This window comes from Natrialba chahannaoensis JCM 10990 (assembly GCF_000337135.1).
Classification (GTDB): Archaea; Halobacteriota; Halobacteria; order Halobacteriales; family Natrialbaceae; genus Natrialba; species Natrialba chahannaoensis.
This window is the reverse complement of record NZ_AOIN01000008.1, coordinates 144182-157517: the sequence shown is the minus strand read 5'-3', so window position 1 is coordinate 157517 and position 13336 is coordinate 144182. Positions and strand designations below refer to the sequence as shown.

The following is a 13336-nucleotide window of genomic DNA, read 5'->3' as shown; positions in this document are numbered from 1 at the left end:
ATTGGACGCTCCCGCCCGCTGCGAGCGTGCCCTCGTCCGACCGACACCGTTGAGTACCCGCTCTCGCTAGTGCGAGACGACTGATGCCCGACTGTGACTACTGCGACGCATCGTTCGACGACGAGGAGTCCTATCTGGCTCACCTCGGGCACAACCACGCCGACGAACTCGGACGAATCGATCGCCGGCGAGTCGCTGCCGCGGGTGAACTCGAGTCCCCCTCGCAGTCACAGTCGGGACCGGCGGGCGGCAGAGACCCGATCATCGTCTACGGGCTCGCGCTTTCGTTCGTCCTGCTCGTGATTGGGTCGGCCGGCTACATCGTCGCCTCTGGGCTGAGCGAGAGCGGTGAGGTCCACGAACACGGTGAGATCACCGTCAGTGTCGATGGCGAAGCGATCGACTTCGAGCAGTCCCAGTACTACGACGAGGAACTCGGCGGCACGTTCCACTTCCATCCGAACGACGGCAACATCTGGCATATGCACCCCGAACGGGTCACGTTCGGCGAAGCGATGTCCGACATCGAGATGCCGATCACCGACTCTACGATCAGCATCCACGGCACGACCTACGACGACAGTGACGACGGGACGAGCGTCGAGATGACGATCAACCGCGCTCCCGCAGCTTCCGACCAGGAACTTACCGAGGGCGACCACATCCGTATCGTCGTCGAAACCGACGAGGGCGACGGGTTGCCGGACGCAGCGACGGAGTCCTAGTGCGCATTCGTTCAGTGGCCTCTGCACCAGCGGGCAACTGTCCACTTTCACTCCGGTAACCGCACTTTAAATATGATCGGGCGCGAATGGACGTATGCCTCCCAGTGAAACCAAAGAGGAGGCGTGACACCATGAGCGACGTACGACAGCATGCGGACGACATCCACGACCAGTTTTCGGACCACCTCGACGTGACCGTCGAGGACGTCGAAGAGCGCCTGGCCACGCTCGTCGACGAATACAAAGTACCAATGGACGAGGCGCGCCGGAGCGTCACCAACCACTACTTAGAGGAGGCCGGCCTCGACCGCGAGGACCTCTCGAGTGGCTCTAGTGAAGCGGTGAACGTCGAAGAGGTCGACGAACCCGAAGAGTGGGTCGACCTCACGGCGAAAGTCATCGAACTCTGGGACCCACGAAGCGACGCCGTCGCCCAGGTCGGCCTGCTCGGCGACCCGACGGGAACGATCAAGTTCACCAAGTGGGCCAAATCAGAGCTTCCCGCACTCGAGGAGGGCGGCGTCTACTCGCTCCAGAACGTCGTCACTGACGAGTACCAGGGCCGGTACTCGGTCAAACTCAACAGCACGACCATCATCGAGGAACTCGAGGAGGAACTCGAGGTCGGCGACGATACGAGCGAGATCGAAGGCGCGCTCGTCGACATGCAAAGCGGCAGCGGCCTCATCAAGCGCTGCCCGAAGGAGGACTGCACCAGAGTGCTCCAGAACGGTCGCTGTAACGAACACGGCGAGGTCGAAGGCGAATTCGACCTCCGGATCAAAGCCGTCGTCGACGACGGACTTGATGCCCACGAGGTCATCTTCGATAAGGACGCGACGGAGGAGCTAACCGGACTTTCCCTCGAGGAGGCCAAGGACATGGCAATGGACGCGCTCGACACGACCGTCGTCGCCGACGAAATCGCGGACGACATCGTCGGCACCTACTACCGTATCGAGGGGCCGACGTTCGGCCGCTACGTGCTCGCAGACGACGTCTCCGAACTCGATGGGCCCGCCGATGCTGAACAGCTGCTGATCAAAGCGAGGTCGATGTAACCATGAGCCAGGCAGAACTCACCCGCGAAGTCGCCCGCCGCGTCTTCGCCTCGGAATTCAACGATTCGACGTACACGTTCAAAGAAAGCGACGACGAGCGCGCGCCGAACTTCGCCCTGCTCCCGACGGGCGACCGCGCGAACCGCGTGTTCATCGTCGGCACGCTGACCGAGACCGAAGACGTCGGTGAGGACAGCGAGTACTGGCGCGGCCGCGTCGTCGACCCGACAGGGACGTTCTTCGTCTACGCCGGGCAGTACCAGCCCGAAGCGGCTTCGATCCTGCGCGAGACCGAGCCGCCAGCGTACGTCTCGGTCGTCGGCAAGCCCCGAACCTACGAGACCGAAGACGGCAGCGTCAACGTCTCCGTTCGACCCGAATCGATCGCAGTTGTCGACGCCGCGACCCGCGACCGCTGGGTCGTCGAAACCGCAGAACGTACGCTCGACCGCATCGAGGCCTTCGAGGAGTGGGAAGCCGAACAGGAGGCCCCCGAAAGCGCCTCGACTGCGCCGACGAACGAGTATGCCCAGATGGCCCGCGAGCAGTACGACTCGCCGGTCGTCAACTACCGCAACGACGTGATTCAGGCACTCGAGCAACTCGAGGAGCAAGAAGCTGACGCGACGGCCTGAGACGGCTCTTTTTCAGCTGCCACTTCCACCTACCTGTGCCGCGCTGAACTCCTCGTCTGACGAACCGTTAAGTGGACCGACGAGTATCTGGTGAACGAATGGGCAACAAGAACAAGACGATCTCGTTTCGCGTCAACGAGGACGCGTTCGACGCGCTCCAGGACATCGCCGAGGAGCGCGACATCTCGCTATCCGCGGTGTTTCGCGACTACGTCGACCAACTCGTCGAGCACGACGGACAGATCGCGGTCGTTCCCGAGCGCGAACTCGAGATCAGATCGGCCGAGGGTGCTGGCAGCAGCAACGGCGACGACGCGGACCTCTCGTTCCCGCCGACCGTCGAGGTCCCGAAGAGTTTCATCCGCGAGCACGAGCGACTCGAACTCGAGACCGACCACCTTCGCGAGCAACTCGACGAGTACAAGGCCTACGTCACGCAGCTACAGGACCGACTCGAGGATGAGGAAGACGAGGTGTTGCTGCTCGACGATCTCGATGATTTTGACGACCTCAATGATCTCGATAGCGCGGACGTAGACGATTCCTACCAGCTTCGGTAGGTCGTCGGCGGTTGCGGGTTGCGGGTTGTGAAATTGTGAAGCTGCGAGTCTGGTCCCTCCCCGTCAGCCACTGCTACCATCCTAGTCGAACGCTGGCAGCACGTCCCCGCCGAACGCCTCGATGAACTCCTCCTGATTCGTATTCACGTTGTGGAGGTAGACCCGATCAACATCGAGTTCCAGATCCTGTTCGATCCACTCACGGTGCTTCTCGAGATCCGCTGAGACCCGAACCTTCGCTGCCACGTCCTCATCACTGATCTGCGTCCCGAGTTCGTCGTAGTCTTCCGGCGTCCGAAGCTCCTGTGTCACCGTCCCCGGAATACACTGATTTCGCCACTGCTCGACCGCGCCCTCGAGTGCAGCCTCCTCGTCGCTCGCGTAGGAGTGCTGGGCTTTGAGGTACACCGGCTTTTCTGGGGCGTGCTCACGGAAGGCCTCGACGCGAGCCGCGTCGTCTTCATGATTCGGCGTCGCGATGGTGATCATGCCGTCGGCCCACTCGGCCAGCCACTTGGCGGTCTCCTCGGACAGCGCCGCCCCGATCAGCGGCGGCGGCGTCTCCGGACGGGAGTACAGCGTCGCCCGCTCGACATCGACGCGGCCGTGGTGAGTCACCTCTTCGCCGTCCCAGAGTCGCCGCATGACCGTCGCACACTCCTCGAGACGTGCGTTTCGCTCCTCCTTGATCGGCCAATCCGTGCCCGTAATTCCCTCGTTGAGCAACTGGCCGCTACCGACTGCGAGCCAGAACCGCTCCGGATACATCTCGCGCAGTGTCGCCGTTCCCTGCGCGATAATCGCCGGATGGTAGCGGTAGCCGGGCGCGTTGACCGTCCCGAACGTCAGGTCTGTCGCCTCCAGCGCCGACCCAAGCCACGACCAGACGAGCCCCGACTCGCCCTGCTGCTCACTCCAGGGATGGAAGTGATCCGAGGCGAGCGCGTGCTCGAAACCCTGCTTGTCTGCGAGTTGGGCGTACTCGAGTACCTCGCTCGGGGCGAACTGTTCGTGGGAGGCGTGGTAGCCAAGGACATCGGGAGTCATTGCTGGTTACCTCCGGGTGTCGTGGATCGTTTCAGGCAGATCTGCAGCGTGCGATTGCCAGTCTGCCCGGGCCAACATCGGCGTCGGAGCTGCTGGATGAACCGTCCTCGGAGTAAATGCTGTGGCGACAACACGGTGGTGTCGTCTACGGATGGCTACTTAGTTTCTCGACGCGCAAGTGCATGAAGGAGCGAGTGCAGCCGCAGGGGGGCTGGTATTCCGGATTTCGAACAGCCGTCCGTTGCTTTGTAAATAGCGCCCCAGTCGGGCGAACCCTTGTTGTGAACTACCGCGCGAGATCCTGTTTCGACTGCCGAATCTCGTCGCGCTTGTCGTCTGCGCCCTCGACCTGTGCCAGGCTCTCTGCCGCCTCGAGCGTCCGCACGCCACTGTCGAGGAAGGAGAGTACGTCACCAGAGTAGGCATACACCATGTAGTCGTCGCTCATCACGTCCACGATCGCATCGGGACCGAGTCCCTGCGCTCGTAACTCGAGTAGGTACTCGATGAACTTCCGCTCGGGACAGCCACAGTAGGGGTTGTTGTCGCAGTCGCAGTCGAGGAAGTCCTCCGTGAAGTCGAGCACCCGATCCCGGGTCGCGTCGTCGAGTTTTTCGAGTCCCGCGCCCTGGAAGAGCATGTCGAGGGTGGCACCCTTGAACGCGCCCTTGGGGATGTTCGTCTCGAGTTGGGAGCTCAGTTGCCGGTGGTTCTTGACGTAGATCTTGTCGGTGATGGCCACGCGTTGGTGGACGTACGACAGCGTGGCCGAAAAACGTCTCGGTCGGCGATTCGGGCTGCGATTCAGAACGTAACTGTGAGTGGCCGCTAACCGCGGTATTAGATACCACGATCACGTACGCGAGTCGTAACGTATTTCAGGTCAACCGGACCTACATATGCCTGCAAGCGTGTCCGGGTTGGGGTAGTGGTTATCCTTCAGCCTTGTGGAGGCTGAGACGCGGGTTCGATTCTCGCACCCGGACTTTGTTGCCGCGAGCAAATTCGCGAGCGGCGCAAATCCGACCGAGATCGAACCCTGCCAGTCGCAGCGGCCGAACGGAGTGAGGCCGAGCGTCTGGCTACGGTTCGATTCTCGCACCCGGACGTTCTTCGGCGTTGTCGCGAACGGAGTGAGCGACTGCTCGGCGCAGCAAACTGTTCCGGTGAACAAACTCGTGAGCCGACGGCATCCTCGGAGATTCGAACAACGGAAGACGTGGCCCGCGAGCGTGTGAGCGAGACCGTTTTCAGGTCGTTCGATTCCCGCACTCGGGCGTTTTCATCGTGAACACGTCACAGCAGCACCACTGACCTATTTTCACTCACCAACGAACGTGCGCGTATGCCACGCATTCCACCTGTCGACCCCGAGGAGTTCCCGGCCGACAAACGAGACCTGTTCGACACGCTGTCTGAGAACGACCTCCCACCCGAGGAGCGCGGCCACTCACTCGAGGGCGGCACGCTGAACGTCTACCGAACCATGGGTCAGGACTCCGCCCTGCTCGAGCAGTTCCGCGCCTACGGCTCCGCAGTCTGGCGCGAAAGCGGTTTCTCACCACGCGAACGCGAGTTTGTGATCCTCGCGACGGCCTACTACGCCGACTCGGCCTGCGAGTGGCACCAGCACGTCCGCGTCGCACTCGACAAGGGCATGGACCCCGAACAGATCCTCGCTGTCTCTCGCGAGGAACAGAACCGACTCGAGTCCGACCACGCAGCGATCGTCGATTACGTCGCGGCGTTCGTCACGGGTGCGGTCGACGACGCGACGCACGACCGCCTGGCCAAGTGCTACGACGAGGAGACGATTTTGGGGAATCGGGATGCTCTCGGGATGTTATCTCGCCCTTGCGCGATTACTGGATGCGCTTGCGGTCGAGTGTGAAGCGCCGTTCGTTGGGTGGAATCTCAAGAACTGCTAAGAAACCCTTCGATCCGAATCGGCTACAACGCGGCTGGACCTGTCCGTTTGAGCGACTGGTCACCATCTTGTACTTACACCAACATATGGAAAACCATTATGATACCGATCGGTCATAGGGCACCCCATGGGAGACAAAACCATGAACGTCGACCGTCGCGGTGTGCTCCGTGGCGTCGGCGGCGGGGCGATCGCACTGGCGGGACTGGGCGGCGCTGGCAGTGTCGGTGCGCAGGATGCAGTTACAGTCACAGCAGTTTGGACTGACGACGAGGAGGAAGACTTCCTCGCCGTAGTCGATTACGTCGAGGGCGAGACCGGCGTCGACATCTCGTATGCACCGCGAGACACTGAAACACTCCTGACGGAGACGCTGATGGACTACGAGGCCGGCATTGCGACGGCAGATATCGTCGTGTTACCGACTGAGGGGCGCGTCCGTCGGGACGGGGCGGCGGGTCATCTGGAGCCGGTCGGTGACCTGTGGGACGAAGACGAGTATTCGACGGAGCACGCGGTGGTCGAGGCGAACGGCGAGGTCTACGCCGCGCCGTTCGGGATGGACCTCAAGCCGGGCTTCTGGTACCGTCAGTCGTTCTTCGAGGAGCACGGACTCGAAGAGCCCGAGGATTACGATGCCTTCCTCGACCTCCTCGAGGAGATCGACGGTATCGAGGGCGTCGAGGCACCGCTCGCATCCGGGAACGGAGACGGCTGGCCGCTCAGCGACGTCACGGAGGCGTTCATCCTTCGGCAAGAGGACGGCGCACAGCTCCAGCAGGATCTCATCGAGGGTGACGCCGAGTTTACTGACGACCGCGTCGTGACTGCCTTCGAGGAACTGCAGGAACTCCTGCAGGCGGGCTACTTCAGCGAAGTGCGAGACTTCGGCATCCAGTACGAGTTCTTCTGGGAGAACGAGACGCCCCTGTACTTCATGGGGTCGTGGACGCCGACGTTCGGCGCGATCGAGGATCCAGACGACCTCGACTACTTCATGCTCCCCGGCACCGACGCGATGGTGACCAGCATCAACTGGTTCACCATCCCTGCGTATACGGATGCAACCGACGCGGCCAGAACCGCCGTCGAGGGCATCATCTCTCCCGACGGACAGGAGGTCTGGACTGAACGCGGCGGCTTCGTCCCGTCCTCGCTCGAGGTGCCGGCGGAGGCGTTCGACATCGAGATCATGCAGGAACTGTCCGAACAGGCGGACGAAGTCGAACTCGTCCCCGACCTCGACGACGCGGTCGGTGATCCGTTCCAAGCCGAATTCTGGTCACAGCTTCTCGGCCTCTGGGCAGAGCCGGATCAGGATGTCACCGGAATCACCGAGTCGCTCAACGGTGTCCTACAAGAAACTGTCCAGGAGGACGACTCGTAGCGTGTCAGAACTCGAGACGGACGGCGGCACCGATACCGATACTGATACGACCACCACAGGCACCGACGCCGAGGGGACCACCAGCAGCGGGAACTCCCTCGGTCTCGAGAGTGGACGTAACAGCAAGGCCGGGCGCGACGCTCGCACCGGCGGGGTACTCGAGTCCACCCGGGTCGTCGGCCAGGAGGTCCGGCGCAGTAGTGCCAACGCCGTTGCGGTCGATCTGCTGTACGTGTTCACGATCGGCTTTTTCGCGAGTCTCGCGGTTCGCGGGTTCTGGCCGGCACTGATTGCAGCCTTCCCGATCGCGGTGTTGCTCGGGTTCGCCTGGCTCTCCTCGCGGTTGTTTTTCCTGACGAACCTGCTTGCGATCATCGCGGCAATTGCGGCGACGAGGATGGGGTTGTTGCCGCTGTGAACTGCTGAAACAGGATTGCTGTATGAGTTGCCGAAACTGGATACTGCGGTCGTGTTGATGGTGACTTCTCACTGTCAGTCCGCAACCGCGGCCACCATCCCCCGCTTGTAGTACCGCTCCAAGAGCAAGAATAGGATCACCGGTACAGCCATCGTCATGATCGAGCCGGCGGCGATCATCCCCCACTCGACCTGCACGCGCCCAGTCATCAGCGGGAGCACCTGCGGCGCGAGGTAGAGCTCCGGCGAGCGCATGAACACCAGCGGGAAGAAGAACGCGTTCCAGACCCAGGTGAACTGAATCACCGCCACCGAGACGAGCGCGGGCGTCGACAGCGGCAGAATGATCGTCCGGAAGATCTGGTACCGTGAGGCCCCGTCGATTCGCGCGGCCTCCTCGAGTTCCTCCGGAATTCCGAGCAGGTAGTTTCGCAAGAAGAGGATGACCCAGCCCAGTCCCCAGCCGATGTGGATCAGGATCAGCCCCATGTAGGTGTCGAACAGCCCAAATTCGTGCAGCGCGTTGTAGTTCCCCATCGCGACGAGTTCCGGTGGCGCGGCCATCACGAGCAAGATCAGGAAGAAGAGCGTTGTCTTCAGCGGGAACTCAAAGCGGGCGAAGGGGTAAGCCGCCATTACGCCGAGGAGCATCACGACGAGTACCGCCGGAATCGTGACGATGAACGTATTTCGCAGTGCCCGCCCCATCGGCGCGGTGCTGTAGTCCCAGGCCTGATAGTAGTTCTCGAGCGTGAACGACATCCCCTCGACGTGCCACCAGCCACCGATAATCTCCGAGAGCGGCCGGAATGAGGCCATGAACAGGCCGATGAACGGCACGATCCAGAGGACTGCGATGGTGATCGCGACGAGATACGTGAGCGTGCGCCTACTCGAGGGGATGGTCTCGGCGATGCGGGTCCGCCAATCGAGATCGGCCGCTGGCGCTGTCTCGGGTATCTCCTCGGTTCGCAGGTATTGGTCGCGGTCGCTGGTCGTCTCTGATCCCGCGTCGATGCCGGTCGGTTTGAGTGGGTCTTCGTCTGTCATTGGGATCACCGCATGCGTGCGATGTAGAGCGCAAGTGGGGCGACGATGAACAGCTGGAGCAGTGCGACGACCATCGCCATCCCGTAGTCGATCTGTGGCCGGAACGCGGCCCGATACACCTCGATACCGAGAACGGAGTAGGCGTGGTTCGGACCGCCCGCAGCGCCACCAGCTGCGTAGACGATGTCGAACATCCGCATCACCCAGATGATGCCCATGATGACGACGACGGCGGTCACCGGTTTGACCAGCGGCCAGATGATGTCCCAGAATCGTCGCCACGCACCGGCACCGTCGACCTTGGCCGATTCGATCAGTGATGGGTCGATAGCGGATAGAGCCGAACTGTACAGGAGCATACTGAAACCGGTGTGAACCCAGATTCCGCCTGCGATGAGGGCGTAGATCGCTACCTGCGGCGACTGGGTCCAGTTGCGGACTAGGTGTCCCTGGCCGATCACCCGCAGGAACTCGTTGAAGATGCCTGCTTGTGGATCGTAGACGAACATAAGCACGAGGCCGATGACGATCGGTGGGACGGTAAAGCCCGCAAAGACCATTGACCGAAGGATGCGTCGGCCCTTTAGATCGGCGAACAACAGCGCGATCGCCAGGCCAAGGAATGTACTCGCCGGGACGTGCAGGACGACCCAGAGGAGGTTGTGCGTGAGCGCCCCCATCGGATACTGGAGCTCTCGCATGTTCGACCAGTTGACGATGAGTGGGTCAGTGAACGACCGAATCCAGTTGTCGAGGCCGATGAAATGTTCCATCGTGAAGGTATCCCACGAATAGAAGCTCCCGATCGCAGAGTAGGCGATCGGGCCGACAGAGAAGATCGTAAAGAGCGTCAGCCCTGGTACCAGAAAGACTGCGATCGCGATCGCCTTGTCTCGGTCAACGGCTAATCCGTACGGTCGGTCGGTGTCTGCGATGACCGCGTCGAGTTGATCTCGGAGGCTCATGGCTCGGGTTAGTCTGTCTTGTCAGCCGACCAGTTCGCCGTTCTCATCGTACAGGTAGGCGTCGTCGTTGTCGAACGTGAGGTAGACGCGCTCGTCACGCGAGACGGTTCCGTCGGCCAGCTTCGCGTTCACGAGTTGGTCGTTGACCGTGACGTTGACGAGGACGTACTCACCGAGTGGTTCGACGGTGTCGACCCGCCCCTCGATCACGTTTCCAGTGGTCGGCCGCGAGGTCGTGATGGTCAGGTCCTCCGGGCGAACACCCAATGCAACCTCGCCCTGTACGTCGCTCGTCACCACGCTCGCGGTGGTGCCGTCCTCCGGTGGCGTCGTGTCGACCGGGTCGTCTGTCTCGCCCGCCCGAACAACGCTGTCCAGTTCGACAGCGCCTGCCTCGCCGAAGTCAATCGAGCCGTTCTGTCGCGTGCCCTCGAACAGGTTCATCGGCGGCGAGCCGATAAACCGGGCTACCCACGCTGTCCGCGGGCGCTCGTACAGCTCCTGTGGCGGCGCAACCTGTTGGATCGTCCCCTGGTTCATCACCACGACCCGATCGGCCATGCTCATCGCCTCCTCCTGGTTGTGAGTCACGTAGACGGTTGTGATGTCGAGCTCGTTTTGGAGGCGTTTCAGCTCGATGCGCATCTCCTGACGGAGCTTCGCGTCGAGATTCGAGAGCGGTTCGTCGAGCAGAAACACCGACGGTTCCCTGATGATCGCCCGCGCGAGCGCTACTCGCTGGCGCTGTCCACCTGATAGCGCTGCAGGCTTCTTCTCGACCTGGTCTTCGATGTGCAACAGCGTGGTGACTGCCTCGACCTTCCGGTCACGCTCATCGGGTGGGACACCTCGAACCCGCAGCGGGTAGCCGATGTTCTCTGCCACCGTCATGTGTGGATACAGCGCGTAGTTCTGGAACACCATCGCCACATTCCGACTGCTCGGCGAACGCCCGTCCACCCGCTCGTTATCAAAGTAGATTGCCCCCTCAGAGGGCTGTTCTAGCCCTGCAATCAATCGCAGCGCGGTCGTCTTCCCACAGCCTGACGGTCCGAGAAACACCAGAAACTCGCCGTCGACCACCTCGAGCGTTAGCCGGTAGTTCGCGACGGTCTCCCCTGCGTCGAAATACTTGCTAACACCACCCATGGCAATAGATGTCATTAGGGAATGCGTACGCACGAGTCATCCATTAATCCCGATCCTACTAGCACGGGTTCTGATACATCCGAATACCGGAATATCCTCTGAAGATGGCATGCGTGGGTCGTCGCTGGAATAGTGGGCTTTTGAGTTGTCTCGCGAATCACAGCCTGGACGACGAACTGGCTGGGGTTCTCTGGATGCTCACGTGTGATTTGCGGGGAATCCAGGAGAAAACCCCGCCTTCAGGGCGGGGAGGATGTCAATCTCGGTGTACTCAGCTTCGAAGGGAACTGTCCTCTTCCGTCGAGGCTTTCGAAATGAACGGGTGGGCGTGCAATGGTAACCAGTTTCAATCTCGAATCCGTCTCGAGGAGTCACTGTCCGTAGTCGCAGTATCTGACCGATTCGTTAATTCGGTCCACCTCCACCGATCCATCAACGAGCGCAATCGCTCACTCGGGCGGGTCGATAGCTCTCGGTTCGGTGTCGCCGCAGCCGTGGTGGTAGATCGGCTGGATTTCCCGATCACGGACCGCCGACTCGTCGATCGTCTCAAGCGTCACATCCTCGACAACATAGTACATGTTGACAGCTGTAAGTTCCTCACCGTGCTCTTCCGACCAGATCTCGCACAGATGGTCGGCGAGCGTTTCGGCCACAATATCGTCGGGGCCGCCACGTCTGACGCTGCTCATGTAGAAGCGTTCCCGATAGGTACCGAACTGTTTCTGGAGTTCGTCGTAGGGTCTTTCATGCGTCAACGGACGCTCGTTATACGCGTCTACCGTGTCTCCGTTTTCGGTTTCGGCTGGGAAGACGTAGTACCGATCGACGGTTCGTGGATGAGGTGCAAAGACAGTCCAATCGGGCTGGCTGACACGGATTGCATCCGCCCTCTCGTCGATGCGGTCTTTCGGACCGTCCTCCTCATCGATAGACTGAGCGACAGGCAGGTGTGACAGCGTCGGGACAACGAGGAGAGAAATGATTGCGACCACCAGCACGAGTGTGTAGATGGTCGTTTTGGCATGTCTGAGAGTCTTCGAGTCGATCTGCGCCCGAGGGAATCGAGATGCAAGCCGCTTGAGTTCGATTCGGATGTAGGCGCGTCGAGACTGCTCGAGTGTTCCAGAGCGGACGAGAGTCTCCAGTCTGTCCCAGACGGGTGTCTGCAAGAACAGGAGCAGGCCGGCAATCGCGACGTACGGGAACGCGCCGATCCGAACCGTAATCGCGAACGAGGCGTGGCCGGCGATGAACATGGCGACAAAGAGTGTCCGCGCGTTCCCCTGGAGGAGGATAAGGAGCCAGGCGAATAACAACATGTAGTACCACGTCACCCCGCCGTACTGTAGGAGCGCCGGGAAGTTTCGCATGAAATCCCCGAGGAGGAAGGTCGTATTGTCGAGCCCCATGATGAGCGGGGTGGCCTCACCGCCAGTCCAGAGCTCAGATTCTCGCTTGTGGTAGCCGTTGAGGACATACATGTAGACGACCTGTGCCAGGATTGCCGCGGACGCAAGGCTCGTGATTCCCGATCTCGGGAGGGAGTCAGCGTGGCAGGCGTCGATCGACCAGCGTTCCCCCAGTGGTAGGAATATTGCCCAGAACAGAAGCATCCGGAAGAGGGTGTCCGCGAAGCTGAGAACCAGCGGGTTGTGGTGGTCAAGCGAGACGACCAGAAGAAACGAGAGGACGGTCGCAACCCTCGTTTTGTAGCCGACGATCAGTTGGATCGCGATCAGTACCGTGAGGATGAACAACGCCGCGATCACGGTCGAATCCGTCGTAAAGTAGTAGATCGAAACCGCGTTGTCTGCTGTCATCTCCGTAGCCAGTGACTGCGGGACAACGCCCGACTCTGTATAGAAGAGCGTGAAGTTCCGTGACCGAAGGAGTACATCTGCAATGATGAGTAATCCGGCGACGATTCGAAACGCTGCGAGCGCCCGCGTATCGATTCGAACCGCGTCCGGATCGATGTAGGTGGATCTCCGAAGGGTGCTTTGAACACGCGATGAAATCGTACGGAGTGAGTGCATACCCGGCGTGAACCAGTTCGACTCACAACTGAATGCACCATATATATTTGCTCACCACAACTGTCCGGCTTTCCCGTTTCGAGGGTCACTGCCGGATCACTTGTCGAAAATTCGATTTGCGATTAAACACGAACAAGACGTACTGCGAATCCAATTTACACGCTGAGTAGGCACTCTATAGTACAACTCCCCATCACTGCCCGCCCGAACGACGAACGCACGACGAACGCACGGTTTGGTGTGGGTCCGGTTCGGGACGAGCGCAGTTCTCAGAGAATCACGGACCATGTGCGGGAAACGCCCCGACTCGTAAACGACCGAAATGAGCGAGAACCGCGGATAGGAACAGGGAACAGGGAACAGCTGACCTATAA

At 60.9% G+C, this 13336-nt stretch carries 13 protein-coding genes and 1 tRNA gene; 8 read left to right on the top strand and 6 right to left on the bottom strand.

Going from position 1 to position 13336, the window contains the following annotated elements; genetic code table 11:
• The first annotated feature begins 83 nt into the window (after nt 1-83).
• From C482_RS00745 to C482_RS00730, 4 genes are all read left to right on the top strand, one after another.
• Complete coding sequence (locus C482_RS00745; protein WP_006165411.1) at nt 84-725, top strand: C2H2-type zinc finger protein; 642 nt, start codon at nt 84-86, stop codon at nt 723-725.
• Between the two features lie 131 nt (nt 726-856).
• Complete coding sequence (locus tag C482_RS00740; RefSeq protein ID WP_006165409.1) at nt 857-1786, top strand: replication factor A; 930 nt, start codon at nt 857-859, stop codon at nt 1784-1786.
• Between the two features lie 2 nt (nt 1787-1788).
• Nucleotides 1789-2421, top strand: coding sequence for an RPA family protein (locus C482_RS00735; protein WP_006165407.1), 633 nt, complete (start codon nt 1789-1791; stop codon nt 2419-2421).
• Nucleotides 2422-2519: 98 nt separating this feature from the next.
• Nucleotides 2520-2981 carry a DNA-binding domain-containing protein gene (locus C482_RS00730; protein ID WP_006165406.1) on the top strand — a complete coding sequence of 154 codons (462 nt, stop codon included), beginning with the start codon at nt 2520-2522 and terminating at the stop codon, nt 2979-2981.
• An 81-nt stretch (nt 2982-3062) separates the two neighbouring features.
• Here C482_RS00730 and C482_RS00725 read toward each other — a convergent pair whose 3' ends face one another.
• The gene (locus C482_RS00725; RefSeq protein ID WP_006165405.1) at nt 3063-4028 is read right to left on the bottom strand and encodes a TIGR03885 family FMN-dependent LLM class oxidoreductase; all 966 of its coding nucleotides are present in this window, start codon (nt 4026-4028) and stop codon (nt 3063-3065) included.
• 286 nt (nt 4029-4314) lie between these two features.
• Entirely contained in the window at nt 4315-4770 is a 456-nt protein-coding gene (locus C482_RS00720) for a DUF5814 domain-containing protein (RefSeq protein WP_006165404.1), read from the bottom strand.
• Nucleotides 4771-4942: 172 nt separating this feature from the next.
• On the opposite strand from C482_RS00720, the gene C482_RS00715 reads away from it, so the two are divergent.
• The 4 genes from C482_RS00715 (at nt 4943) to C482_RS00700 (ending at nt 7760) form a co-directional block, all read left to right on the top strand.
• Nucleotides 4943-5014, top strand: a tRNA-His gene (locus tag C482_RS00715).
• A gap of 359 nt (nt 5015-5373) precedes the next feature.
• On the top strand, nt 5374-5919 hold the full coding sequence (locus C482_RS00710; protein ID WP_006165403.1) for a carboxymuconolactone decarboxylase family protein: 546 nt from the start codon (nt 5374-5376) through the stop codon (nt 5917-5919).
• A 163-nt stretch (nt 5920-6082) separates the two neighbouring features.
• Nucleotides 6083-7342 (top strand): ABC transporter substrate-binding protein, encoded by a 1260-nt coding sequence (locus C482_RS00705; RefSeq protein ID WP_006165401.1) that lies wholly within the window; start codon nt 6083-6085, stop codon nt 7340-7342.
• A 1-nt stretch (nt 7343) separates the two neighbouring features.
• Nucleotides 7344-7760 carry a hypothetical protein gene (locus C482_RS00700; protein ID WP_006165399.1) on the top strand — a complete coding sequence of 139 codons (417 nt, stop codon included), beginning with the start codon at nt 7344-7346 and terminating at the stop codon, nt 7758-7760.
• A 74-nt stretch (nt 7761-7834) separates the two neighbouring features.
• On the opposite strand, the gene C482_RS00695 is transcribed toward C482_RS00700, so the two are convergent.
• The 4 genes from C482_RS00695 to C482_RS00680 all read right to left on the bottom strand — a co-directional run bounded on the left by C482_RS00695 (nt 7835) and on the right by C482_RS00680 (nt 12962).
• Nucleotides 7835-8809 (bottom strand): carbohydrate ABC transporter permease, encoded by a 975-nt coding sequence (locus C482_RS00695; RefSeq protein ID WP_006165397.1) that lies wholly within the window; start codon nt 8807-8809, stop codon nt 7835-7837.
• A 5-nt stretch (nt 8810-8814) separates the two neighbouring features.
• Entirely contained in the window at nt 8815-9774 is a 960-nt protein-coding gene (locus C482_RS00690; RefSeq protein ID WP_006165396.1) for a carbohydrate ABC transporter permease, read from the bottom strand.
• Between the two features lie 21 nt (nt 9775-9795).
• The gene (locus tag C482_RS00685) at nt 9796-10923 is read right to left on the bottom strand and encodes an ABC transporter ATP-binding protein (protein ID WP_006165395.1); all 1128 of its coding nucleotides are present in this window, start codon (nt 10921-10923) and stop codon (nt 9796-9798) included.
• Between the two features lie 449 nt (nt 10924-11372).
• Nucleotides 11373-12962: an HTTM domain-containing protein gene (locus tag C482_RS00680; RefSeq protein ID WP_006165394.1), complete on the bottom strand. Its 1590-nt coding sequence runs from the start codon at nt 12960-12962 to the stop codon at nt 11373-11375.
• Between the last annotated feature and the right edge of the window lie 374 nt (nt 12963-13336).

Excerpts from the sequence above, each read along its gene's own strand:
- C482_RS00695 (WP_006165397.1), bottom strand. The coding sequence starts at position 8,809 with ATGACAGACGAAGACCCACTCAAACCGACCGGCATCGACGCGGGATCA.
- C482_RS00690 (WP_006165396.1), bottom strand. The coding sequence starts at position 9,774 with ATGAGCCTCCGAGATCAACTCGACGCGGTCATCGCAGACACCGACCGA.
- C482_RS00685 (WP_006165395.1), bottom strand. The coding sequence starts at position 10,923 with ATGGGTGGTGTTAGCAAGTATTTCGACGCAGGGGAGACCGTCGCGAAC.
- C482_RS00735 (WP_006165407.1), top strand. The coding sequence starts at position 1,789 with ATGAGCCAGGCAGAACTCACCCGCGAAGTCGCCCGCCGCGTCTTCGCC.
- C482_RS00740 (WP_006165409.1), top strand. The coding sequence starts at position 857 with ATGAGCGACGTACGACAGCATGCGGACGACATCCACGACCAGTTTTCG.
- C482_RS00725 (WP_006165405.1), bottom strand. The coding sequence starts at position 4,028 with ATGACTCCCGATGTCCTTGGCTACCACGCCTCCCACGAACAGTTCGCC.
- C482_RS00745 (WP_006165411.1), top strand. The coding sequence starts at position 84 with ATGCCCGACTGTGACTACTGCGACGCATCGTTCGACGACGAGGAGTCC.
- C482_RS00705 (WP_006165401.1), top strand. The coding sequence starts at position 6,083 with ATGGGAGACAAAACCATGAACGTCGACCGTCGCGGTGTGCTCCGTGGC.
- C482_RS00730 (WP_006165406.1), top strand. The coding sequence starts at position 2,520 with ATGGGCAACAAGAACAAGACGATCTCGTTTCGCGTCAACGAGGACGCG.
- C482_RS00680 (WP_006165394.1), bottom strand. The coding sequence starts at position 12,962 with ATGCACTCACTCCGTACGATTTCATCGCGTGTTCAAAGCACCCTTCGG.
- C482_RS00710 (WP_006165403.1), top strand. The coding sequence starts at position 5,374 with ATGCCACGCATTCCACCTGTCGACCCCGAGGAGTTCCCGGCCGACAAA.